This window comes from Pseudonocardia sp. GCM10023141 (assembly GCF_042653605.1).
On the sequence record NZ_JBHSIR010000059.1, the window covers coordinates 1 to 22,937 of the forward strand.

The 22,937-nt window shown below is 71.9% G+C and carries 25 protein-coding genes; 13 read left to right on the forward strand and 12 right to left on the reverse strand.

Annotation, left to right across the window (positions count from 1 at the left end; genetic code table 11):
• Positions 1 to 21 precede the first annotated feature (21 nt).
• On the reverse strand, positions 22 to 306 hold the full coding sequence (locus ACFPFQ_RS33265) for a hypothetical protein (protein WP_379626041.1): 285 nt from the start codon (positions 304 to 306) through the stop codon (positions 22 to 24).
• 87 nt (positions 307 to 393) lie between these two features.
• Here ACFPFQ_RS33265 and ACFPFQ_RS33270 point away from each other — a divergent pair, with 87 nt between their 5' ends.
• The 3 genes from ACFPFQ_RS33270 (at position 394) to ACFPFQ_RS33280 (ending at position 3,189) form a co-directional block, all read left to right on the forward strand.
• On the forward strand, positions 394 to 2,118 hold the full coding sequence (locus ACFPFQ_RS33270; RefSeq protein ID WP_379626043.1) for a WXG100 family type VII secretion target: 1,725 nt from the start codon (positions 394 to 396) through the stop codon (positions 2,116 to 2,118).
• On the forward strand, positions 2,118 to 2,453 hold the full coding sequence (locus ACFPFQ_RS33275) for a hypothetical protein (protein WP_379626045.1): 336 nt from the start codon (positions 2,118 to 2,120) through the stop codon (positions 2,451 to 2,453). The genes ACFPFQ_RS33270 and ACFPFQ_RS33275 overlap by 1 nt, the downstream gene beginning before the upstream one ends.
• 406 nt (positions 2,454 to 2,859) lie before the next feature.
• Positions 2,860 to 3,189: a hypothetical protein gene (locus tag ACFPFQ_RS33280; RefSeq protein WP_379626047.1), complete on the forward strand. Its 330-nt coding sequence runs from the start codon at positions 2,860 to 2,862 to the stop codon at positions 3,187 to 3,189.
• Positions 3,190 to 3,353: 164 nt separating this feature from the next.
• Here ACFPFQ_RS33280 and ACFPFQ_RS33285 read toward each other — a convergent pair whose 3' ends face one another.
• A complete protein-coding gene (locus tag ACFPFQ_RS33285) occupies positions 3,354 to 3,527 on the reverse strand; it encodes a hypothetical protein (protein ID WP_379626251.1) in 174 nt (57 codons plus the stop codon).
• On the opposite strand from ACFPFQ_RS33285, the gene ACFPFQ_RS33290 reads away from it, so the two are divergent.
• Both ACFPFQ_RS33290 and ACFPFQ_RS33295 read left to right on the forward strand, forming a co-directional pair.
• On the forward strand, positions 3,483 to 3,608 hold the full coding sequence (locus tag ACFPFQ_RS33290) for a hypothetical protein (protein WP_379626049.1): 126 nt from the start codon (positions 3,483 to 3,485) through the stop codon (positions 3,606 to 3,608). The two genes, ACFPFQ_RS33285 and ACFPFQ_RS33290, sit on opposite strands and share 45 nt — an antisense overlap.
• Positions 3,609 to 3,656: 48 nt before the next feature.
• Positions 3,657 to 5,633: a M13 family metallopeptidase gene (locus tag ACFPFQ_RS33295; RefSeq protein ID WP_379626051.1), complete on the forward strand. Its 1,977-nt coding sequence runs from the start codon at positions 3,657 to 3,659 to the stop codon at positions 5,631 to 5,633.
• Between the two features lie 45 nt (positions 5,634 to 5,678).
• Here the strand turns inward: ACFPFQ_RS33295 and ACFPFQ_RS33300 are convergent, their stop codons facing one another.
• The gene (locus ACFPFQ_RS33300) at positions 5,679 to 6,257 is read right to left on the reverse strand and encodes a TerD family protein (RefSeq protein ID WP_379626053.1); all 579 of its coding nucleotides are present in this window, start codon (positions 6,255 to 6,257) and stop codon (positions 5,679 to 5,681) included.
• Positions 6,258 to 6,395: 138 nt separating this feature from the next.
• Here ACFPFQ_RS33300 and ACFPFQ_RS33305 point away from each other — a divergent pair, with 138 nt between their 5' ends.
• A complete protein-coding gene (locus ACFPFQ_RS33305; protein WP_379626055.1) occupies positions 6,396 to 7,052 on the forward strand; it encodes a GntR family transcriptional regulator in 657 nt (218 codons plus the stop codon).
• A gap of 26 nt (positions 7,053 to 7,078) precedes the next feature.
• The gene (locus ACFPFQ_RS33310) at positions 7,079 to 8,083 is read left to right on the forward strand and encodes a 1-aminocyclopropane-1-carboxylate deaminase (protein WP_379626057.1); all 1,005 of its coding nucleotides are present in this window, start codon (positions 7,079 to 7,081) and stop codon (positions 8,081 to 8,083) included.
• On the opposite strand, the gene ACFPFQ_RS33315 is transcribed toward ACFPFQ_RS33310, so the two are convergent.
• Positions 8,062 to 10,272, reverse strand: a complete 2,211-nt coding sequence (locus ACFPFQ_RS33315) for a DEAD/DEAH box helicase (protein ID WP_379626059.1) — start codon at positions 10,270 to 10,272, stop codon at positions 8,062 to 8,064. The genes ACFPFQ_RS33310 and ACFPFQ_RS33315 overlap by 22 nt on opposite strands.
• A 49-nt stretch (positions 10,273 to 10,321) precedes the next feature.
• Positions 10,322 to 10,675, reverse strand: a complete 354-nt coding sequence (locus ACFPFQ_RS33320; protein WP_379626061.1) for a hypothetical protein — start codon at positions 10,673 to 10,675, stop codon at positions 10,322 to 10,324.
• 59 nt (positions 10,676 to 10,734) lie between these two features.
• On the opposite strand from ACFPFQ_RS33320, the gene ACFPFQ_RS33325 reads away from it, so the two are divergent.
• A complete protein-coding gene (locus ACFPFQ_RS33325) occupies positions 10,735 to 12,738 on the forward strand; it encodes an ADP-ribosylglycohydrolase family protein (RefSeq protein WP_379626063.1) in 2,004 nt (667 codons plus the stop codon).
• Positions 12,739 to 12,999: 261 nt separating this feature from the next.
• Here the strand turns inward: ACFPFQ_RS33325 and ACFPFQ_RS33330 are convergent, their stop codons facing one another.
• From ACFPFQ_RS33330 to ACFPFQ_RS33340, 3 genes are read right to left on the reverse strand one after another with little or no spacing between them, the layout of a single operon-like run.
• Complete coding sequence (locus tag ACFPFQ_RS33330; RefSeq protein ID WP_379626065.1) at positions 13,000 to 13,461, reverse strand: MarR family winged helix-turn-helix transcriptional regulator; 462 nt, start codon at positions 13,459 to 13,461, stop codon at positions 13,000 to 13,002.
• A gap of 19 nt (positions 13,462 to 13,480) precedes the next feature.
• Positions 13,481 to 14,044, reverse strand: coding sequence for an NADPH-dependent FMN reductase (locus ACFPFQ_RS33335; protein WP_379626067.1), 564 nt, complete (start codon positions 14,042 to 14,044; stop codon positions 13,481 to 13,483).
• A gap of 45 nt (positions 14,045 to 14,089) precedes the next feature.
• Positions 14,090 to 14,803: a FadR/GntR family transcriptional regulator gene (locus ACFPFQ_RS33340; protein ID WP_379626069.1), complete on the reverse strand. Its 714-nt coding sequence runs from the start codon at positions 14,801 to 14,803 to the stop codon at positions 14,090 to 14,092.
• Positions 14,804 to 14,920: 117 nt separating this feature from the next.
• Between ACFPFQ_RS33340 and ACFPFQ_RS33345 the strand changes: the two genes are divergently transcribed.
• From ACFPFQ_RS33345 to ACFPFQ_RS33360, 4 genes are all read left to right on the forward strand, one after another.
• A complete protein-coding gene (locus ACFPFQ_RS33345) occupies positions 14,921 to 16,702 on the forward strand; it encodes an FAD-dependent monooxygenase (protein WP_379626071.1) in 1,782 nt (593 codons plus the stop codon).
• An 11-nt stretch (positions 16,703 to 16,713) separates the two neighbouring features.
• Positions 16,714 to 17,556, forward strand: a complete 843-nt coding sequence (locus ACFPFQ_RS33350; RefSeq protein WP_379626073.1) for a fumarylacetoacetate hydrolase family protein — start codon at positions 16,714 to 16,716, stop codon at positions 17,554 to 17,556.
• A gap of 14 nt (positions 17,557 to 17,570) precedes the next feature.
• Complete coding sequence (locus ACFPFQ_RS33355) at positions 17,571 to 18,485, forward strand: VOC family protein (protein ID WP_379626074.1); 915 nt, start codon at positions 17,571 to 17,573, stop codon at positions 18,483 to 18,485.
• A 129-nt stretch (positions 18,486 to 18,614) separates the two neighbouring features.
• Complete coding sequence (locus ACFPFQ_RS33360) at positions 18,615 to 19,667, forward strand: alcohol dehydrogenase catalytic domain-containing protein (protein ID WP_379626075.1); 1,053 nt, start codon at positions 18,615 to 18,617, stop codon at positions 19,665 to 19,667.
• Between the two features lie 95 nt (positions 19,668 to 19,762).
• On the opposite strand, the gene ACFPFQ_RS33365 is transcribed toward ACFPFQ_RS33360, so the two are convergent.
• Together ACFPFQ_RS33365 and ACFPFQ_RS33370 are read right to left on the reverse strand one after the other, a co-directional pair.
• Entirely contained in the window at positions 19,763 to 20,215 is a 453-nt protein-coding gene (locus ACFPFQ_RS33365) for a DUF5709 domain-containing protein (RefSeq protein WP_379626077.1), read from the reverse strand.
• On the reverse strand, positions 20,212 to 20,901 hold the full coding sequence (locus ACFPFQ_RS33370) for a GNAT family N-acetyltransferase (protein ID WP_379626079.1): 690 nt from the start codon (positions 20,899 to 20,901) through the stop codon (positions 20,212 to 20,214). The genes ACFPFQ_RS33365 and ACFPFQ_RS33370 overlap by 4 nt, the downstream gene beginning before the upstream one ends.
• A 158-nt stretch (positions 20,902 to 21,059) precedes the next feature.
• On the opposite strand from ACFPFQ_RS33370, the gene ACFPFQ_RS33375 reads away from it, so the two are divergent.
• On the forward strand, positions 21,060 to 21,677 hold the full coding sequence (locus ACFPFQ_RS33375) for a hypothetical protein (RefSeq protein WP_379626081.1): 618 nt from the start codon (positions 21,060 to 21,062) through the stop codon (positions 21,675 to 21,677).
• Positions 21,678 to 21,698: 21 nt separating this feature from the next.
• On the opposite strand, the gene ACFPFQ_RS33380 is transcribed toward ACFPFQ_RS33375, so the two are convergent.
• Together ACFPFQ_RS33380 and ACFPFQ_RS33385 are read right to left on the reverse strand one after the other, a co-directional pair.
• Complete coding sequence (locus ACFPFQ_RS33380) at positions 21,699 to 21,977, reverse strand: hypothetical protein (protein ID WP_379626083.1); 279 nt, start codon at positions 21,975 to 21,977, stop codon at positions 21,699 to 21,701.
• A gap of 96 nt (positions 21,978 to 22,073) precedes the next feature.
• Positions 22,074 to 22,928, reverse strand: a complete 855-nt coding sequence (locus ACFPFQ_RS33385; protein WP_379626242.1) for a PaaX family transcriptional regulator C-terminal domain-containing protein — start codon at positions 22,926 to 22,928, stop codon at positions 22,074 to 22,076.
• Between the last annotated feature and the right edge of the window lie 9 nt (positions 22,929 to 22,937).

Below are 22,937 nucleotides of genomic sequence, written 5' to 3' on the forward strand. Positions count from 1 at the left end.
ACAGCACGACATCGACCAAGGTCACCTATGACACTTCGACCTCGCTCTCCGTCTTCGTGGCACACAGAAGACCTCGGGATCGTCGGCGATCAGGGCGTGCTTGACCCCTTCATCCACGACCCGGGCGCCCAGGATCGGACCGTCGGGGGCGGCGGCGCCGAGCGCCTCGATGTCGGAGCGGCGCAGCGGCCGCTCCCACACGAACCCCTTCGCCTTCACCCGCCAGCTCGGGGTGTCGCGCGAGGAGTACTCGTCGGTCTCGGGCAGCGCCAACGCGATACGGCGCACGTCGTCCCAGGTGGCCACGGGGGCAGTGTAGGGCGGCTCCGTGGCAGTTCGGCCAAACGCCCACGGTGCGGGGTGCCGTCGTGAGACGGTCGCGGGGTGCGAGTGATGGTGCGGCCCGAGGCACTGGGGAGCTGGTCGAGCGCGGCGCGCAGCAGCGCCGGTCGGCTCACCACCACGTTCGCCGGTCTCGACGGCGACGTCGCCCGGCTCGCGCCGGTCTGGAGCGGAGCGGCGGCCACCGCCTTCGCCCACCACCAGCAGCGGTGGCACGCGGCGTCGGCGGGCCTGCTCACCACACTCACCCGACTGATCACGCTGGTCAACACGGCCGAGACCAACTACCGGGCCGCGGCCACCGCCAACGCGCAGATCTGGTCCGGCACCGCCGGCACCGTGACCGTGGCGCCGGCTGCAGCGGGTGGTCGTGGCGGGATCGACGCGGAGACCGAGGACATCCGAGCGGCCGTGGTCGCGCTCGTCGAGATCGGCGACGCGCTGGCACGGGCCTGGGCGCAGCTGGCGGCCGCACTCGCCCCGTCGACGGCGATGGCAGGCGATGACGACGTCGGTAGCGGCTTCGGCCGTGATCACGACGCGATGGTGGCCGCGAGCTGGTCGGGCTGGCGCGGCACCACGATCCTCGTCGACGCGCTCGCGGGCGGACTCGCGCAGACCGGCAACAACATCATCACCGCGGAGCGCGCCTCCGGAGCCGGCACCGGCGATCCGATCACCGCCTCGGCGGCCCCGGTGCCGGCGCCTGCGGCGCCACCGGGATCGATCGGCGACAACGGCAACCGCTCACTCGTCCCCCCGCTGTCCTGGTACTGGCCGACGGCCGACCCGGCGCTGCTGCGGGCGGCGGCTGCGGCCTGGCGCTCGTCGTGCGCCGACCTGCGCGACCTCACCACGCGCGCCCGTGCGACCGTCACCGGGCTGGTCGCGGCCAACCCGGACCCGGCGCTGGAGCAGATGCGCACGTTCACCGACCAGGTGCTCTCCCCCGACCCGGTGAGCGGGTTGGTGGGTGTGTTGCAACTGTCCGGCATCGATCTCGCCGACGCCTGCGAGCGCCTCGCCGACGCCACGGAGCAGACCCGCACCCGGATGCGCGCCGTCGTGGCCTCGATCCTGGACGGCGACGAGTGGTTCCACCCCGTCGCCGCGATCCTCGACGCCGTGCTCACCCGCGGAATGGCCCACCTCGTCGCGATCGGCGGCGACGCGCTGATGCTCGACCTGCGACTGTCGGAGATCCACGACGACCACGCCCGCACGGTCGCGCTCATCCGCCACGAGATCGGCCCCGCGGCGGTCGATCACCTGGCCCGCCTCAGCTCGGCGCTCGTCCCGCCGACACCGGTGGTTGCGGACACCTGCGCCGTCATTTCCCCCGCGGGGAGTTCCGGGGCGCCGCTGGCCGACGCCGACCGCCAGTCGCTCATCAACGAGCTGGTGGCGCGGGGTACGAAGATCAACGCGGCCGAGGTGCTGCACATCGCCCGGGCGCCGGATGGACGGATCGTGTGGATCGAGCGGGGGAACGGCATGGCCGGGTTGAGCCACATCCTGCGAGCGGGGCGGATCCGCGACTTCCTGAATATCGGGGTTTCACCGACCGACGTCCCCAGGCTGGCGATCAAAGCAGTGATGGACGGCATGCCGCTGGGCCAGGTTGGAAAGGATGGCGTCGCCTACGACGTCGACATCGGCGGAGGACGGCGGGCGATGATCGTCGTCATCGTGGGCTCCAACGGATTCGTTGTGTCCGCCTACCCGGCGGGGAAGCAAACGAAGATCGTTCCGTTCGAAGAAGGAGGTGGCAACTAATGGCCAAAATCATCCGTCTGTTGTGCGATTGGGGCCTCTACCCGTTCTACTTCGACAACGGTGACGGGCTCTTCGACCTCATCGATCCGGACGACTTCCAACAGATGTTCGGGCTCCCCGAGCATGTCATGCGGGAGCTCCTCGACTGGGACAAGCTCTACGAGAGCACCCTTAACTGGGACGACCCGCTGAGCTCCGGCTGGGCCACGCCGGAGGACGAGGAGCACTACCTCGAATGTGGCCGCAGAGCGGCAAAGGTGCTGCGCCAACACATCCCGGCAGATGTCTCGATCATGTACGTCGCCGAAGGCAACAGCCCGGTTGAGTTCTTCTGAGACGGAGGTGGACAGGAGCGTGATGACCATCCGCCTGATGTCCGACTGGGGCCTCTACCCGTTCGATGTTGACGACGGCAATGGGCTCTACGAGCTGACCGAGCCCGAGGACTTCCAGCCAAGGAGGGCCGCGCCGCCGCACGCTTGCTCCGCCAACACATCCCACCCGAGGTCCAGATCCGCTACCTCGGAGCCGACAACCTCGCCGCATGCACCGAGCGAACGGCACTTTCGTCCACTCGAGGGGTACGAACGTGCCGTTCGTTCGACTGCGCGGGGCGCTCATCAAATAGCTGGTGGCACGAGACACGAAGATCAGCACGGCCGTATGCCGTGGACGCCGGCGGTGGACGGCGCACAAGAGTCGAAGCTCAGGCCACTGTGATGGGGGTGATGCGCTGTGACCATGCCCATCCGTCTCATGTCGGACTTCGGGCTCTACCCGTTCTACGTCGACGAGGGCAACGGGCTCTACGAACTCACCGAGCCCGAGGACTTCCAAACCATGTTCCAACTCCCCGACCACGTCATGAAGTCGCTCCTGGAGTGGGATCAGATCTACCAGCGCCGGATCGACTGGGATGACCCTGCCAGCGTGGCGTGGGCCAGCCAGCAGGACGAACTCCACTACATCGAAGAGGGCCGCGGCGCCGCCCGCCGGCTCCGCGACCACGTTCCACCCGATGTCCGCATCGAGTACACCGGCGCCGACAACATCGCGTCCGAGTACTACTGAGCACCCGACCTCGCCGCAAGCACCACACCACCACCGAGCGAACGGCACCTTCGTCCACTCGCGGTGTACGAACGTGCCGTTCGTTCGACTGCGCGGGGCGCCGAGATCTGCATGAGCGTGATCACCGCCGCGCCCGTCGCCGGGCGGCCTTTCACGCCCACGATCTACCTGTTCACCCGCCGGGCGTCCGGGACCGGCTGGCCCGCAACGCCCGCGCCGACCTGGACGGACAGCTGGAGGCGACGATCGCGGCGCTGCGCGACCTGCCGGCGGCCCAGCGCGACGTCGTGGTGATGCGGATCGTCCTGGGCCTGTCCGCCGAGGAGACCGCGCAGCACCTGAGCACCACGCCGGGCGCGGTCCGCGTCACCCAGCACCGGGCGCCGGCCCGGCTCCGGAGGCTCCTGCCGCCCGAATGAGGAACGGCCTGCTCGACCGCACGGGCGCCGGCCAGGCAGGATTGGTGCATGACCACCTCGACACGGCCCACGGCCACCGGGCTGGACCTGCAGTGGGTCGATGCAGCCATCCGCCCCCAGGACGACCTGTTCGGCCATGTCAACGGCAAGTGGCTGCAGTCCTACGTGATCCCGGAGGACCGCTCGCAGGACGGCGCGTTCCGGGTGCTGCGCGACCGCGCCGAAGCCGACGTCCGCACGATCATCGACGAGACGGCCGCCGCGCGGGCCGAGCCCGGCACCGACGCCCGCAAGATCGGCGATCTCTACGCGTCGTTCATGGACGTCGAGCGCATCGAGGCGCTCGGCGTCGCACCGCTACAGCCCCTGCTCGCCGCGATCGACGGCGCCACCGACCGCGCGGCGCTCGCGCGGGTGCTGGGCCGCAGCCAGCGCCAGGGCCGCACCGCCCTGTTCGGCGCCTTCGTCAGCACCGACGCCAAGGACTCGTCGCGCTACCTGCCGCACCTGTCGCAGTCGGGCCTGGGCCTGCCCGACGAGTCGTACTACCGCGAGGACGGCTACGCCGAGATCCGCACCGCGTACGTCGAGCACCTGACGACGCTGGCCGGGCTGGTCGGGCTGCCCGATCCCGCCGGGCTGGCGGCCACCGTGATGGAGCTGGAGACGGCGCTGGCCGCCGTGTCGTGGGACCGCGTCACCAACCGCGACGCCGAGAAGACCTACACCCTGATGACGTTCGCGCAGCTGCGCGAGCACGCCCCGGCCTTCGACTGGGAGCCATGGCTCGCCGGGCTCGGCGCCCCCGATGCGACGTTCGACGAGGTCGTGGTGCGGCAGCCGAGCTTCGTGGCCGCGGCCGCCGAGCTGTGGGCGCAGCGCCCGCTCGAGCAGTGGCAGGCCTGGCTCACGATCCGCACCGCGTCGGCGTGCGCCGACTACCTGACCGAGGCCATCGTCGAGCAGGACTTCGCCTTCTACGGCCGCACCCTGTCGGGCACGCCGCAGCTGCGCGAGCGGTGGAAGCGCGGGGTCGGGCTCGTCGAGGGTGCGCTGGGTGAGGCAGTCGGGCAGCTCTACGTGGCGCGGCACTTCCCGGCGGCGGCCAAGGACCGCATGGTCACGCTCGTGGCCAACCTGGTGGAGGCCTACCGGCAGAGCATCAGCGCGCTGGACTGGATGGGTCCGGCCACGCGCGAGCGCGCGCTGGCGAAGCTCGCGCTGTTCACGCCGAAGATCGGCTACCCGGAGGTCTGGAAGGACTACTCCGCGCTGGAGATCCGCGCCGACGACCTGCTGGGCAACGTCTCGCGTGCCGGCGAGTGGAGCACCGACGTCGAGTTCGCGAAGATCGGGAAGCCGGTCGACAAGGCGGAGTGGTTCATGACGCCGCAGACCGTGAACGCCTACTACCACCCGCGACTCAACGAGATCGTCTTCCCGGCCGCGATCCTGCAGCCGCCGTTCTTCGACGCCGACGCCGACGACGCCGCCAACTACGGCGGGATCGGCGCGGTGATCGGCCACGAGATCGGGCACGGCTTCGACGACCAGGGCTCTCGCTACGACGGCGAGGGCAACATGACCGACTGGTGGGAGCCCGCCGACCGCGCCGAGTTCGACCGGCGCTCCCAGGCCCTGATCGAGCAGTTCGACGCGCTGTCCCCGCTCGGCCTGCCCGACCACAAGGTCAATGGCGCGTTGACGGTCGGGGAGAACATCGGCGACCTCGGCGGCGTCACGATCGGCCTCAAGGCCTACGAGATCGCGCTCGACGGCGCCCCGGCCCCGGTGCTCGACGGCCTGACGGGCATGCAGCGGGTGTTCTTCGGTTGGGCGCAGTGCTGGCGTGCGGTGACGCGGGAGGCCGAGGCCGTGCGCAGGCTCGCGGTGGATCCGCACTCCCCGCCGGACCTGCGCTGCAACGCCGTGGTGACGAACCTCGACGAGTTCTACGCGGCGTTCCAGGTGCACGAGGACGACGCGCTGTTCACCGCGCCGCAGGAGCGCGTGCGGATCTGGTGACCGTGTTCCGGCCTCGCACACCCCGCGCGAGGCCGGAACAGCGGTTCAGCCGACGTTGACGCCGTAGTCGCGGGCGATGCCCGCGAGGCCGGACGCGTAGCCCTGTCCGACCGCACGGAACTTCCAGTCGCCGCCGTGGCGGTAGAGCTCGCCGAACACCATGGCCGTTTCGGTGGACGCGTCCTCCGAGAGGTCGAAGCGGGTGAGCTCGGCGCCACCATCGCTGTTGACGACCCGGATGTAGGCGTTGTTGACCTGCCCGAAGCTCTGCCGGCGCGACTCCGCGTCGTAGATGCTGACCGGGAAGACGACCTTGGCGACATCCGGTGACATGGCCGAGAGGTTGACCTTGATGATCTCGTCGTCGCCCTCGCCCTCACCGGTGAGGTTGTCGCCGGTGTGCTCGACGGTGCCGTCGGGGCTGACCAGGTTGTTGAAGAACACGAAGTGCAGGTCGGAGATGACCTTGCCGCTCGCGTTGAGCAGGATCGCCGAGGCGTCGAGGTCGTAGTCGGCACCGGTGGTGGTGCGCACGTCCCAGCCCAGTGCCACGAGGACATTCGTGAGGCCTGGCGCTTCCTTGGTGAGACTGACGTTGCCGCCCTTGGCAAGACTGACGCCCACGTTCGCTCCCGTTCGCGGTCGAGGATGAAGACCTTCCGATCACGACCCTATCGGGAGCACCCGACAGCCGCTGCCGCCCGAGACCCGATCGACGCGGGCGGGCGACAAACACCCCATCCGTCCATTAACATGTTAGATGTGAGTCTCCCTCGGGTGCGCCGCACCCTGCTGCGCGACGAGGCGTACCGGCTGATCCGGGACGCGATCGTCGACGGCTCGCTGGCCGCAGGTGCCGTGATCCGCGACGCCGACCTGGCCGAACGGCTCGGCCTGTCGCGCGCCCCGATCCGCGACGCGCTGGCGCGCCTGTCCGCGGAGGGCCTCGTCGAGAGCAAGCCGCAGAGCTTCACGCGCGTCACGGCGCTGGCGCTGCGGGAGGTCCGCGACGCGGGCGTGGTGGTGGAAGCCATGCACGATCTCGCCGTGCGCGCGGCCGTGCCGCACATCGGGGAGCCGGAGCTCGCGGCCATGCGCGCGGCCAACGCCCGCTTCGCCGACGCCGTGCGCACCGCCGACGTCGACGCCGCACTGCTCGCCGACGACGAGCTGCACGACGTGCTCGTGCTGGCCTGCGGCAATCGCGCGGTCCTGGCCACGATCGAGCGCTACACGCCGCTGATCCGCCGGCTGGAGCGGCGCCGGTTCGCCAGCCTGTCGGGCCGCCGTTCCATCCGCCTGCACGAGCAGCTGATCGCCGCCTGCGCCGCGGGCGACGTCGATGCCGCCGCCGCGGTGAACCACGAGATCTGGTCGACCCTCGACGAGCTGATCGAGGCCGAGGAACAGCAAGCCTGAGCAACAACACACCCGAGGAGCCCGCCATGGCACTGCAGGACTTCGCTCGCCATCCCCTGCTGTTCGGACCGTCGCCGCTGCAGCACCTGCCGCGCCTGACCGCCCACCTCGGCGGCGCGCAGGTGTGGGCCAAGCGCGAGGACTGCAACTCCGGGCTCGCCTTCGGCGGCAACAAGACCAGGAAGCTCGAATACCTGGTGGCCGACGCGCTGGCCACCGGCTGCGACACGCTCGTCTCGATCGGTGGGGTCCAGTCCAACCACACGCGCCAGGTCGCCGCGGCCGCGGCGGTCGCCGGCCTGAAGTGCGTGCTGATCCAGGAGAGCTGGGTCGACTGGACCGATCCCGGCTACGACAAGGTCGGCAACATCCAGCTGGCACGCATGATCGGCGCCGACGTCCGGCTCGTGCGCTCGGAGTTCGGCATCGGCGTCAAGCAGAGCTGGGAGGCGGCCATCGCCGAGATCGAGTCGGCAGGCGGGCGGCCCTACGCCATCCCGGCCGGGGCCTCGGACCATCCGCTGGGCGGGCTCGGGTTCGCCAACTGGGCCGTCGAGCTCGCCGCGCAGGAGGGCCCGCTGGGCATCCGGTTCGACACGATCATCGTCTGCTCGGTCACGGGCAGCACGCAGGCCGGGATGATGGCGGGTTTCGCCTCGATGCCCGACGACGGGCCGCGGCGCATCCTCGGCATCGACGCCTCCGCGAAGCCCGCCGAGACCCGCGCCGCCGTCGACCGGATCGCCAAGGGCACCGCCGCACTGATCAATGCCGCGGAGCCGGCCCCTGCCGAGCTGGACGAGCGCTACCACGCCGGCGTCTACGGCATCCCCGACGACACCACGCTCGACGCGATGCGGCTCGCGGCCCAAACCGAGGGCATGATCACCGACCCCGTCTACGAGGGGAAGTCGATGGCCGGGCTGATCGACCTGGTGGGCCGCCAGGAGCTCGACCCCGGTTCCACGGTGCTCTACGCCCACCTCGGCGGGCAGCCCGCGCTCAACGCCTACAGCACGCTGTTCGGCTGAGCCTCCCCGTCCACGGGGAGTCCCAGTCGGTGCCACTCCGCCAGCAGGGCCCGCTGCTGCAGCGGCAGTGACTCGTCGTCGAGCGCCGCGGGCCGGTGCTCGGCGGTGTCGACGGCCCGGCTGTCGGCGTCCTTCGCGTCGCTCTTGCGCGCGAACTCGTCGAAGAGCAGGCGCTTGCCCTGCTGGATCTCGCGGATCCGCTCGTCGATGCCGTCCTTGGCCAGCAGCCGGTGCACTCCCACGGTGCGGACCTGGCCCATCCGGTGCGCGCGGGCGATCGCCTGCTCCTCGGTGCTGGGCTTCCACTGCGGCTCGACGAGGATCACCACCGACGCGGCCTGCATGTTGATGCCGACGCCACCGGCCTCGATCTGCGAGAGCAGCACGGCGTGACCGGCCCGACCCGTGAACCCGTCGACGAGCCCCTGGCGCAGCGCGGGGGCCACGGCACCGGTGATGGTGCCGACGACCGCGGCCCCGAGCGCCTCCCCGATCTCCCGGATCGCACCGAGGAAGTAGGAGAAGACCACGACCTTCATGCCGTCCTGCGCGGCCTCCTCGACGATCTCGGTGAGCCGTTCGAGCTTGGCGGCGCCGAACGTGGCCTGGCGCATGCCCATGAGGTTGCGCTTCGCGACCGCCGCCGCGTAGGCGGCCTCCTCGGCGGCGCCCAGCTGCACCCAGGCCTCCGTCTCGATCCGCTCGGGGAGCTCGGTGAGCACGTCGTCCTGGTTGCGGCGCAGGTAGACCGGTGCCACGGCGCGGCGGAACACGGTGGCGCCCGCGACGGCGTCGGCGGCGCTCACCGACCGTGCGACGGCGGGCTGCAGGTAGCCCACGAGCGAGCGGAACTCCTCGACGCGGTTCTCCATCGGCGTGCCGGTGAGGAACAGCGCGCGCTGGGCGTGGTCGACGGCCCGCCGCACCGCCCTCGACCGCGCGGCGTCGGGGTTCTTGACGTGGTGCGCCTCGTCGACGACGAGCATCGCCACATCGGCGTCGCGGACCTCGGCGGGCAGCCGGGCCAGCGTGCCGAACGTGGTGACGGCCACGCCGCCCTCGTGCAGCCAGCGCCGCCCGGCGGCGTCGCGATCGGGCCCGTGCAGGCCGTGGGTGTGCAGGAGGCTGTGCTTGGCGGTCTCGTTGAGCCAGTTGATCTGCACGCTCGCCGGGCACACCACGAGGAACCGGCGCTGCCCGCTCGCGGCGAGATGCGCGAACACCGCGAGCGCCTGGATGGTCTTGCCCAGCCCCATCTCGTCGCCGAGCATCGCGTGGCGCTGGTGGATCGCGTACTGCGCACCGAAGACCTGGTAGCCGCGCAGGGTGGCGGTGAGCAGCCCGGTGTCGAGCGGCACCGCGGTGATGCGCTGGCGCAGCTCATCGGGGACGAACCCGCGCGCGGCCTCCTCGTCCGGCGCGGCGCCACCACCAGCTCCGGTGCCGCCGACCGTCGACAGCACGGCGTTCGTGGTGGCGGCGTCGGTCAGGTAGTCGCGCCACAGCCGCTCGGGCGCGTGAGCGGCGGGATCGGCCACGTGCAGCCGCGCGTCGACGGCATGTTGCAGCCCGCCGATGGCGGGGTCGGCGAGCAGCTTCTCCAGCCGGGCGAGCGCTTCGAGCGCGGACTCCTTCGTGGCCCGCCGGGAGAACAGCATGGCGAGCCTGCTGCCGGCGCGCTCGGCGTCGGCGACGAGCGGGGTGGCCTCGATCGTGAAGCGCTGCAACGGTTGCCGCAACGTCGCCACGGCCGCGTCGGCGGCGCGCACGGCGGCCAGCGTGGCGAGCAGGTGGCCCTGCGCGAGATCCTGGCGGTCGGCGTCGAAGCGGAAGCGGACGTCGCGGTGCACCTGCTGCGCGACGGCCCGCGCTGCGCGACGCACCTCCGCCACGGTGGCCGGCCCGACACCGGGCACCTGGTCGAGCCGGTGGTCCGGCGCGGCGAGCACGGCCGCGACCGTGCCGTAGCCCGCCTGCTCCAGCGCTCCGAACCGGACGCCACGGCCTGCGACCTCCCGCAGCGCCCCGACCGGGGTCTGCTCCAGCCGGGCCTGCACCTGGGAGCCGTTGAGGATCTCGAGCTGGCGGCGGGCGCTCTCGCGCAGCACGCCCGGGGCGGCCAGCAGCGCCGCGGCGCTGTCGACGAGCTGCCGGACGGCCGCGATGGTGGCCCGCGCCGCTGCGCTCATGCCCGCCTCCCCCGCCTGTGCCGAGAACGGTAGCGGGGCTCCCCGACGGTCAGCCCCCGACGGCCGCGGCGTAGCCCGCGATCCCGGCCACGAGCGTCGCCACGCACAGCAGCAGCGCGCCGACCGCGAACGGCCACGAGATCCGCCGCCGCGTGATCCGCACGATCGCCACGACCATCCCGGCGAGCCCGATCACGACGGCGACGAGCAGTGCGATGCCCACCGCCGTCCAGGCGCCCTCCGCGCTGCAGCGCTCCGGCGGGCAGTGGTCGAGGAAGGCCACCGAGAAGAACCCGATCACCACGCCGCCCGCCACGAGCAGCCCGGTGAGGGCGAGCGCGATCACCGACAGCGTCACGTCCCAGGCGATGAGCGGGGGTTTCACCGCTGGATAGGGGGTCATGGGCGCAGATTCTGCCGGGCGGATCACCGCGCGGTCAGCCGTACTTCTACGTTCACCCCATGGCGCACACGATCTCGCGACGGCCCGACCGCCGCTCACGCGTGCGAGGCAGCCTGCTGGCAGGGGCCGTCGGTGACGCGTTGGGCGCACCGGTCGAGTTCCTGTCGCTGGCACAGATCAGGCAGCAGTACGGTCCTGCGGGGGTCACCGAACTGGTCGCGTCGTCCTACGGGCCTGCTGGCCTGGTCACCGACGACACGCAGATGGTGCTCTTCACCGCAGAGGGACTGCTCGCGCCGGATCCGGGTGACCTCGCCGAACGGCTCCACGCCGCGTACCGCCGCTGGCTCACGACCCAGCGCATCCCGCTCCCGCCCGAAGGCGCGAAGGGCCTCGCGGCCCGGCCGTGGCTCTACGCGCAGCGCGCGCCGGGCAACGCCTGCCTCTCCGGGCTGCAGGCGGCACAGCGCGGGACGCCATCGCACCCCGTCAACCCGGGGTCGAAGGGCTGCGGCACCGTGATGCGGGCGGCCCCCTTCGGCCTCTTCGCCGGCCTGACCAGCATCGACGACGTCGCGGACGCCGCCGTCACGGGATCGTATCTGACCCACGGGCACCCGACGGCCGGGATCGCGGCCGCCGCGTTCGCCGTGATCGTGCGGCGGTTGCTGGACGGCCGCACGCTCGCCCAGTCGGTGGACACCACCCTCGACCAGCTCACCGCCTTCCCCGGCCACGAGGAGACGATCTCGGCGCTGCGCCGGGCGGTCGACGCGGCCGCGGCCGGGCCGCCGTCCCCGGAGCGGTTGCGGGCACTGGGCGAGGGCTGGGTGGCGGAGGAGGCGCTCGCGATGAGCGTCTACTGCGCGCTGGCCCACCCGGGTCCCGACGCCGTGCGTGCGGCGCTGCTGCTGGCCGTCAACCACGACGGTGACAGCGACTCGACCGGCTCGCTCACCGGCAACCTGCTGGGCGCGCTGCACGGCGAGGCCGCGGTGCCGCCCGACTGGGCCGCGACCGTGGAGGGCCGCAACACGATCATGGGGCTGGCCGACCGGCTCGCGGAACCGGCCGCCGTCACCCGTCAGATCCCGGTGCGCAAGCCCAAGCCCGCCGACGTCGCCCGGTTCGACCGGCGCTCCCGGGTCCGCGGCATGGTGCTGGGGCTCGCGCTCGGCGACGCGCTGACCCGCCCCGTCCAGCCCGACGTCGGACGGCTGTTCGGCACCGCCACCTCGCAGCTGGTGTCCTTCACCCTCGAGGGCCTGATCCGGGCGATGGTGCGGGCCGACAACCGCGGCATCGGACCGTCGCCGACCGTCGTCTGGTCGGCCTACCGGCGCTGGGGACGCATCCAGGGTCTCCCCGTGCCCGCGCCGATCGATCTCACCGGCTGGCTGCACCGGGTGCCCGCGCTGCACGAGCGGCGCGGCGACGCCCCGACCACCGTCGCCGCACTGCTGGCGGCCACCGACGAGACGCCGGGGCCCGCGCCGATCACCGCCAGCGACCACCAGGCGCTCACCCGGTCCCTGCCGCTGGCGGCCGTCCCGGCGGGAGCGGGCTGGATCCGGGAGAACGTCACGGCCACCCACGGTGACCCCGGCACCGTCGACGCCGCCGTCCGGGGTGTGCTCCTGGTGCGCGACGTGCTGGGCGGCACGTCCATCGCGAACGCCGCGCGCAGCGCCGGCATCCCGGAGGCGGTCCATCCGACCACGCCGCTGGCGGCGCTGGCCCCCGACCGGACCGCGCTGGCCGCGCTGCGGGGCGGGGTCGCCGTCGCGGAGCGCTGCCCCGGCACGGCTGCCATCGCCGACGCGCTGCGGGCGGTGCGCGACCTGCCCGCGCCCGATGCCGTCGGCCCGATGGCGGGCGCGCTGCTCGGTGCTGCGCACGGGGCCGATGCGCTGCCCGTGGAGCTGATCGCCGATCTCGAGCTGGGCTGGGTGCTCGACACGCTCGCCCGCGACCTGGTCACGCAGCTCACCGACCGGCCTGCCGGCACCGAGTACTCGACGGGTGCCGATCCGCGCTGGTGGACTCGCTATCCGGGTGGGTGAGGTAGGGCGGGCAGTCACCTGGTTCCGGGTGGCTGCTCGCGGGGGAGCCCTGGACGGCTCGGGTTCGGGTAGCCACAAGGTCCCAGGTGGCTGGTCGCGGGCGGCTCTGGTCAGCGACAAGGATCCACAAGGCCGCTTGCGCACGGTCCGGGCAGCCACAAGGTTCCATGAGGCGCCCCGAGCACGCCTCAAGACAGCCACAGGGTTCCATGAGGCCGCACCACCAGGCATCGAGCAACAGCGCCCAGCCAGCGATCACAGCTATGAAGAAGGATCCCCCGGCAACCCCGCCACGATCCGCTCCATCACCCCGGCGAACATGTCACGTTCCACATCGGAGGCGAAGGCGTCGAAGAAGTAGCGCCGCACCGCCTCGACGTGCTGGGGCGCCCCAGCCTCGATCGCGGTGCGACCGGCCGGGGTGATGCGCACCATCGATCCGCGGGCGTCGCGCTCGCACTCCTCGCGGACCACCAGCCCGCGCTTCTCCATGCGGCTGACCTGGTGCGACAGCCGGCTACGGTCCCAGCCGACCGCCGCTCCCAGCTCGCGGGCCCGCACCACGCCCTCGGCGCTCTCCGAGAGCGTCACCAGCACGGCGTACTCGGGTCCGGACAGCCCGCCCAGCCGCTGCTCCAGCGTCGTGTTGAGCTCGGCGGCCAGCGTGCGGTAGGTCAGCCAGATCTGCGCCTCGCGCTCGTCGAGCCACCGCGGTTCGCTCATGATCGGAAGGGTACGACGGTCAGGCCGCGCGGACGGTCGCGAGCGCGTTGCTCCAGGACACCACCTGGTCGAGCATGGTGCCGACGGCCTCGGTCTGGTGAGCGCCCGGGTTGAACTCGCTGAAGTTGACGAAGTCGGTGAACAGCGACAGCGCCACCTGCGCACGCACGTCGGCGACCTGCAGCTCGCCCATGACCAGGCGCAGGTGCTCGACGGCGCGGGTGCCACCGGCGCTGCCGTAGCTGACGAAGCCCGCGGCCTTGTTGTTCCATTCGGCGTAGAGGAAGTCGATCGCGTTCTTCAGCGCGCCGGACGTGGAGTGGTTGTACTCGGGCGTGACGAAGACGTAGCCGTCGAAGGAACCGATCTTCTCGGCCCACGCCTTGGTGTGCGGGTGCGCGTACTGGCCCAGCGAGGGCGGCATGGCCTCGTCGAGGTGCGGGAGGTGGAACTCGGCGATGTCGACGAGCTCGTACTCGGCGTCGCTGCGCTGCTTGGCGATGTCGAACACCCAGCGGGCCACGGCCTCGCCGTTGCGGCCGGGACGGGTGCTGCCGATGATGATCGCAATCTTTGCTGACATGACAACAAAATAAGCCCGAAGATGCTGACGCGTCAACATATGTGTTCAGGGTGACGCGACGAGGCCGCTCTTCACCCGGTGCACCTCGATCAGGCGGTCCACCTCCGCCCGGTCGCCGGCAGCGATCGCCTCCACCAGATCGGCGTGCACCCGACACCGCGCCGCCATGACCTCCGCCATCGGCGCGGCGCCGTGCGGGAGCACCGCGATCAGGTGCGCCTCCACCACCTCCAGCAGGGAGAGGTAGATCGAGCGCAGCAGCGCACTCGGGTTGACCTCGGCGATCAGCGCGTGCAGCCGCCAGTTGGCCCGCAGGAACGCCACCCCGTCGAGCTCCTCGACCGCCGTCGCCATCAGGGCGACCTGCTCCCGGTAGCCCGCGAGCGCGGCGGGTGAGGAGTGCGCGACCGCGTCGCGGATCAGGAGCGGGTCGAGCGCGTCGCGGATCCGCACGGCGTCGGCGACGGTGCCGGCCTCGGCGTCGAGCGCGAGCACCGAGTTGCCCAGTCGCACCATCGGCGGCTGCTCCGCTACGAACAGGCCCCCGCCCGGACCGGGCCGTACTGCGACGATCCCCCGCGACTGCAGCAGCCGCAACGCCTCGTTGAACGTGCCGACCGAGACGCCGCACAGCTCACGCAGCTCGTTCTTGGTGCCCAGCCGCGCCCCGGACTCCGAGGCGCGAGCCAGGGCCGCGATCCGCTGCGCCGCCCGCTCCGAGCGCGGGAGTGCCGCCTCGTTGATGAGTCCGCTGGTCATCGGGCCTCCCAATTAGTCATGATGATTATGGCGCATCCCTTGACACCGGTCCAGAGCGGGTCCAATACTTCCACCATATTCATCATGATGGTTTCGGCGCACTGTCAAGGAGGACAGATGGACGAGATCCGGGTACCCGTGTTGATCGTCGGCGGCGGTGGCGCCGGGCTGACCGCATCGATGCTGCTCTCCCAGCTGGGCGTCGAGTCGCTGCTGGTGTCGCGGTACGCGGGCACGTCGCTGCTGCCGAAGGCACACGTGCTGAACCAGCGCACGATGGAGATCTTCACCGAGGTCGGGGTGGCCGAGGCGGTGCTCGCCCGCAGCACGCCGCCGGAGAACATGCGCTCCACCGCCTGGTACGCCGGCGTCGCGGGCGATCACGACGGCTACGGCCGCAAGCTGGGCGGGCTCGAGGTCTGGGGCGGCGGCTACACCGATCCCGACTTCGTCGCCGCGAGCCCGTGCCGCACCGCGAACCTGCCCCAGATCCGGCTCGAGCCGCTGCTCAAGGCCCGTGCCGAGGAGCTCGCGCCGTCCGGGGTCCGCTTCCACCACGAGCTCCTCGCGCTGGAGCAGGACGCCGACGGCGTCACCGCGACGATCCTCGACCGCGATGCCGCCGAGCAGTACCGGGTGCGCGCCGACTACCTCCTGGGCGCCGACGGCGGCCGCGCCGTCGGCGAGCTGGTCGGCATCGAGCTCAGCGGCGTCCGCAACATCATGCGGATGGTCTCCACGCACCTCACGGCCGACCTGTCGCCGTACCTCGACGATCCGGACGTGCTGATCCGCTGGCTCGTCAACCCCGACTTCGGCGGCTCCTGGGCGTCGGGCGTGCTCGTCGCGATGGGACCCGAGAACTGGGGCCCGCAGTCCGAGGAGTGGGTCTTCCACCTGCAGTTCGCGCCCGACGACACCGACGCCGCGGATCCGGACAAGATCCTCGAGCGGATGCGCGCGACGCTGGGGATCCCCGACTTCGCGCCGACGATCCACCAGATCAGCCCCTGGATGATGGAGGGGGTGCTCGCCGATCGCTTCCGGTCCGGGCGCGTGTTCCTGCTCGGCGACGCCGCGCACCGGCACCCGCCGACGGGAGGGCTCGGGCTCAACGGCGCCGTCCACGACGCCTACAACCTGTGCTGGAAGCTCGCAGCGGTGCTGGCCGGGCGCGCCGGTGACGCGCTGCTCGACACCTACGACGCCGAGCGGCGGCCCGTCGACAAGGCCAACGTCGACGCCGCCGTCGCGGCAGCGATGAACCACTTCGCGATCGACGAGGCGCTGGAGCTCTCGCCGGAGCGCACCGCGGCGGAGAACTGGGCCGCGGTCCGCCCGCTGTGGGAGGACCTGCCCGGCTCCGCGGAGAAGCGGCACGCTCTCAACCGGGCACTGGGCGCGCAGACCATCGAGTTCCGCCACCACAACGTCGAGTTCGGCTACACCTACGACTCCGCGGCGATCGTCGACGACGGGTCGCAGCCCTACGTCCCGCTCGACGCGGTGCGCCTCTACGAGCCCAGCACCCGGCCCGGCCACCCGATGCCGCACGCCTGGGTGGAGCGCGAGGGCACCCGGATCCCGTTGAACACGCTCGTGCACGGCGGCCACTTCGTCCTGATCGCCGGCGAGGACGGCCAGGACTGGGTCGACGCCGCCGAGAAGCTCGCCGCCGAGCGGGGCATCGCGCTGCGCGCCGCCCGCGTGGGCGTGCTCGACAGCGACTACGTCGACGTGCGCTGCGCCTGGCTCAAGCACCGCGGGATCACCTCGACCGGGGCGGTACTGGTGCGGCCCGACCGCTACGTCGGGTTCCGTTCCGCCGCGGGCGTCGATGATCCGCTGTCCGCCCTGACCACCGCCTTCGGCCAGATACTGGCCACCGATCCCCACTGAGGAGAACCACGATGCGTTCCGGAAACCTGGCCGGCAGGCTGACCCTGTTCACCGAGGGGGGTGCCGTCGACGTCGAGCGGGCGAGCGGCGGGCGGTTCGACGCCGACCCGCAGGCGGTGTACGCGCGGTGGGCCGAGTTCGTCGAGTGGGCGGCGACGGCGCCGGTCGACTCTGCGGTCGCGTTCGACGCCGCCGAGCTCGGCCCGCCCGCCCCGCGCCCAGCGCAGGTGTTCGCGATCGGGCTCAACTACCGCGACCACGCGGCCGAGGCCGGTCTGGCGCTGCCCGACGCCCCCGTCGTGTTCACCAAGTTCGTCTCGTCGTTCGCGGGTCCGGAAGGTGAGATCGTGCTGACCGGACCGACCGTGGACTGGGAGGTGGAGCTCGTGGCCGTGATCGGCACCGCCGCGCGCAACGTCCCCGTCGAGCGGGGCTGGGAGCACATCGCCGGGCTGACGGTCGGGCAGGACGTGTCGGACCGGACGGTCCAGTCGGCAGGCCCGGCGCCGCAGTTCAGCCTCGCGAAGTCGTTCCCCGGCTTCAGCCCGACCGGGCCGTGGCTGGTCACGCCCGACGCGTTCGCCGATCCCGACGACATCGCGCTCGGGTGCAGCATCGACGGCGAGTCGGTGCAGAAGGGTCGCACGTCCGACCTCGTGTTCTCGGTGCCGCAGCTGGTGGCCGAGCTGTCGGCCGCGCTGCAGCTGCAGCCGGGTGACGTGATCTTCACCGGCACTCCGGCCGGGGTCGGCATGGGTCGCAACCCGAAGCGGTTCCTCGCCGCGGGCCAGCGGCTCGACACGTTCATCGAGGGCATCGGCGAGATGCACCACCGGTTCGTCTCCCCCGCATAGGAAGGATCGCCACGATGGGACTGCACCGACTCACCGAGATCACGATCGGCGTTCCGAACGTCGCGGAGACCGCCGGCTACTACGCCGAGTTCGGTCTCACACCGACGGCCGACGGTTTCAGTACCGTCGACGGCGGCCAGCAGCTGCGGGTGGTGCACAGTCCGTACCGCAGGCTGATGTCGCTAGGGGTGGGCGTCGACGATCCCGATGACCTGGACCGGATCACCACGCAGCTGGCCCGCCTCGACATCGCGGCCGACCGCGACGGCGAGCGGCTCCGCGCCGTCGACCCCGCCACCCAGCTCGACGTCGTCGTGTCCGTCGCGCCACGGATCGAACAGCAGGCCACGCCGGCGCCGCCCTACAACGCGCCGGGCGACGTGGAGCGACCCGGGGTGCGGGCACCGGGGATCCTGCGCCCCGACCCGGTCCGGCCGCGCAAGCTGGGGCACGTGGTGTTCGGCTCGGTGGACCAGGAGGCGACGCAGAAGTTCTTCCAGCACGGCCTCGGGTTCAAGGTGAGCGACGAGGCACCCGGGCTGGCCGCGTTCATGCGCTGCTCCACCGATCACCACAACGTGCTGGTGCAGCAGGCGCCCGTGACGTTCCTGCACCACACGTCGTGGGAGGTCGACGACGTCGACGAGGTCGGGCGCGGCGCCACCGCGATGCTGGAGGAGCACCCCGAACGCCACACCTGGGGCCTGGGCAGGCACTACATCGGTTCCAACTTCTTCTGGTACCTGCGCGACCCGGCCGGCAACTTCTCGGAGTACTACTCCGACATCGACTGCATCCCCGACGACCAGCTGTGGGAGCCGGGCGTCGTGTCGGGGGCACGCAGCCTCTACGCATGGGGCCCGCCCCCGCCGCCCTCGTTCCTGAAGCCCGACGACCTCGCCGAGCTGATGGTGGGCGTGCACGGCTGAGCCGCGCGGTCCCGGCGGCGGCCCGTTCCGGACGTCAGCAAGGTGGCCCTCCTGACGTCCCGGTGGCCGCGTGACCCGTGACTCCGCACCCCGGCGACCCCGATACTCACCCGCACACCATCGGAAGGGGTGACCGCGGTGCGGGCCGTCGTCGTGGAGCGTTTCGGCACGCCCGACGTGCTGGTCCCGGCCGAGTTGCCCGATCCCGTCCCGGGCCCCGGCGAGGTGCGCGTCCGCGTGCAGGCCGTGGCCGTCGCCCGCACCAAGGACGTGGCGACGCGGGCCGGGAAGCCCCCGTTCGCCCCGGCCGTCACGTTCCCGCACGTGTTCGGCACCGAGCACGCCGGTGTCGTCGACGCGCGCGGCCCTGGCGTGCCGACGGACCTGCTCGGCCGTCGCGTCGCGGTCTCCGCGGTGCTGGGCTGCGGCGAGTGCCGCGCCTGCCGGACCGCGCGCGAGGAGGCGTGCCCGCAGCTGCGGCTCGTCGGCGTGCACCGCCAGGGCAGCTACGCCGAGTTCTGCGTGGTCCCGGCGGCCAACGTCCATCCGATCCCCGACGACCTCGACGTCGCCGAGGCGGCGGCGCTGGCGGCGAACGGCCCGGTCGCACGGGCGCAGCTCGACGCGGGCGGTGTCGGGCCGGGCTCCACGGTGCTGGTGATCGGGGCGGGCGGCGCGCTCGGCTCGGCCGCCGCCGCGCTGGCCGCGTTCCGGGGCGCCGACGTCATCGGGCTCGAACAGCTCGCCACCAAGCCCGGATCGCTCGACGGGCTGCCGCTGCACGCCGGGCTCGACGGGGACCGGCCCGACCTCGCCGACGCCCTGCTCGAGCTGACCGGCGACTGGGGCATCGACTGCGTCATCGACAACCTCGGGTTCGCCGGGCTCTGGGAGCGCTACTGGCCCGCGCTGGCCGACATGGGTCGCATCGTCGTGTCGGGAGCCATCGGTGGCGAGCCGATCCCGGTGCGGCTGGCGCCGCTCTACCTGCACAGCCAGTCGCTGCTCGGGGTGCGCACCGGCAACCGGGCCCAGACGGCCGCGCTGTGGGAGGACGTCCGCGCCGGGTTCCGGCTGCCGCCGTCGCTGGTGACGGTGCTGCACCTGGAGCAGGTGGCCGCCGCACACACCCTCATCGAGGAGGGCGGCAACCGCGGCCAGGTGGTGGTGACGGTCGGCTGACCGCGCGCCGGGACCGCAGCATGGTGGCCATCCCAGCGTTCAACCGCATGATGGTGGCCATCCTGCGATGGGAGAGCCCCGCCGCCGCGCCGCGATCAGCGGTCGTCGTCCTCGTCCTCGTCCCGCTCGGCGATGATGTGCACGGCCGCCTCCTCCGCCGACGCCCCGGCGCCGTCGATGCCGGCGTCCTCGGCGTAGAGCTCCTCGTCGTCGTCGAAGTCACCACCGGTGGCCACGAGCCGCCCGGCGCGCTCGGTACCGACCTCGTCGTCGAACAGCTCGCCGTCGGTGTCGCTGGAGTCGCCGAGGCCGTCGCCCTCGTCCTCGGCCACCTCGGGGAGCTCGCGGGCGAGCCGGCCCTCGATGCTCTCGCCCTCGGCCGCCTCGTTGGCGGTGTTGCCGAAGTCGTCACCCACCCACGAGCGCTCCGGCGGCGAGTAGCCCTCGTCGAGCGCATCGACGACGCCGCGGTCCTCGAGGGTGTCCTCGGACTCGAGGAGCTCGTTGGCGTCGAGGTCGTCGTTCTCGTCGGGATCGAAGGCGTTCATCGTGGCCTTTCCTGGGGTCGGTCCTCGTCGTCGGGTGCCGACAGCACGCGCAGTGCGGTCGTCACCGGCAACAGCACGATATGGGCCAGCGCATCGGAGACCTGGACCAGGCGTCGCAACGGGCCGGGGATGCACACGATGTCACCGCGGGCGGCCGCGGCGATCGCGATGTGCGCGGAGACGACGGGCCCGAACGACTCGGTCTCCACCGTGCCGAGTGCGGGCAGCATCGCGAGCATGGCCTTGTTCTCGGCCAGCACCTCGGCGGTGAAGTAGGCGATGCCGAGCTCCGACGCCCGTTCGCTGAGCCGGTCGAGCAGAGCCGTCCCGAGGCCGCGACCCTGCCAGGAGTCCACCACGGTGACCGCGAGATCGGCGGTGTCGGGCCGGTCGGCGTAGCGGACGAACCGGCACTCCGCCACGATCTGATCCCGCTCCGCCGGGGTGCCCAGCAGCGGGGTCGCCACGAACGCCTCGTGGTCGTGGTGGTCGACGTCCGTGGCTGCGGTCAGCACCGTCCCGGAGAGCTCGGGGATGAGGGTGAAGAAGCGCCGGTAACGGGACTGCTCACCGAGGTTCTCGTACGCCGCGGCGAGCGCCGGGGCGTCGCGGGGTTGCACCTGCCGCGTCTGCACGAGGTCGCCCGACCGCAGCCGGACGACCCGCGGACCGCTCGCAGCCGTCATGCGCGCATCCTCGCAGCTCCCCGAGGTGTGATCGCGCCGGGGCGATCGTGGCACCCCGCCGATCACGTCGTCGGGGGAGGCGAGAGATACCGTGCGAAACCTGCCGTACCGCTCGGCCATCGAGTAGTCTTCGCGTCACCTTGCGTGAGGAGCGCGTCGTGGTCGGCAGCAGCCCGAACAGGCTCGTGGTCGGCATTCTCGAAGCTTGTTGCCGGCAGCTCTGGGGCTTCCCGCCCCGGATGATCCCGTACATCCTGCGGCGGATGGGCACGGCGCGGGGACTGTGGTGGTTCATCGTCAACATGCCGCGCTACCTGTCCACACTGCACGCGCTCGGGCCGCTGCGCACCCACCTGGCCTGCGTGGCCGTCTCGCTGCACAACGGCTGCGTCTACTGCTCGTTCGGCCACACGTTCGCCATCGAGCTGCTCTACTTCCGCGAGCGCAACCGCCTCTTCCCCCTCGACCGGCATGTGCTCTCGGAGTGGATCGACCTCGAGCCGCGACAGCTCTCCGCGCAGCTGCACCGGGTGCTACAGGAGGCCGGGCTGCACGCCGAGGCGATCTGGGTCGATCGCGCGCTCGCGCTGGCCTCCGGGTCGATCCAGCCGGTCGACCGCACGGAAGCCCGGCTCGCCCGGCTGGTGCAGATCATCAGCCGGATGAACGAGGTGGCCATCGCCTACGGGGTCGCTCCGGACGAGGCTCACGACACGATCAACAAGGACGTCGCGCTCAAGGAGCGCTACGCCACGGTGCGCGCGGGCGTCGCCTGATCCGGCGCACCCGCCGAGAGGTCACGGACGGGGAAGTGCCGGCGCCGTCGTGCTCGCCGGCCGCTCGACCGGCGACGGCGGCGTGCGCTCCGTCGTGGCCCCGATCAGCACCACGCCGACGAGCACCGTCAGCAGGACCGCGCCCACCACCCACGGCCACACGGCAGCTCCGCGCTGGGACTCGGGCATCGGCGGTGGACGGTGCGTCGTCGGCCACGGGCCGTACTGCGGTGGGGGCTGCTGGTAGACCGGCGGCGGGTAACCGTCCGGCTCGGTCGGATGGCCCGCAGGATCAGCCATCGATCCTCCGTTCCGTCCGGTGTGCCCAGTGCGTCGCCAGCAGCGCGTCGTCGAGCAGCGCGTCGACACGGAAAGTCGGCGATCAGGTGCTGCGCGTTACCTCCCGGACCCGCTCCTGACCGCGATCACGGCGTGGACGTGCTGCGCTGCGGGCGGCCCGAACCGGGCGTTGACCCGCTCGAAGAGGACGCCCAGCTCCGCGACCGGCCAGCCCGCTGGCAACAGCGCGCCCGGCAGCCGTGGGTCGTCGATGAGGTCGACGGCGGCGTCGTTGACGATCCGCGCGAGCGTGCGCAACGTGTCGGTGGTGGGTGGCGGTGGCGTGCTGTCCACCAACGCGGCGGACAGGGTGGTGCAGTGCCCGCGGAACGTGTCGGCCAGCGCGTCGAGCTCCCAGGTGCTCCTGGCGATCTCGGCGGCCGTCTCCGTCGGGAACCCCAGCGTGGCCCGGTGCACCCGCACGCCGGTCGGGGCGGCGGCCAGCACGCCCGCCATCTCGCCTGCGACGTCGCGCGCGGCGATCAGGATGCCGGGCTGCAACTGGCCGTAGCCGACGAGCTGGGCGATCCGCCGCAACCGGTCGCGGTAGGCGCGGTGCTCCTCGGGCATCTGGTAGACGAGCGCGTGGAAGTGGCCTTCCCAGGAGGGAAGGCCCCGCGAACCGCCGTCGCGAAGGCGGCGGAACGTCGCGGCGAACGGTCCTGCCATGCGGTAGTCGACCTCCCGGCCCCGCCGCGACGTCGCGAGCTGCCCATCGGAGCGCATCCGGGCCAGCAGCCCACGCGCCGCCGACGTGCTCATCCCCAGTTCGCCCAGCAACTGCACGAGCGCGAGGCCCGGCAGCTCGTCCACGTCGGCGACGCCGAACAGGAAGGCGACCAGCGACAGTGAACGGCTGCGGCGCGGCCGTTCAGATGTTACCTTTTCACTCGTGACCGTGACTTCATTCATCACATGTCG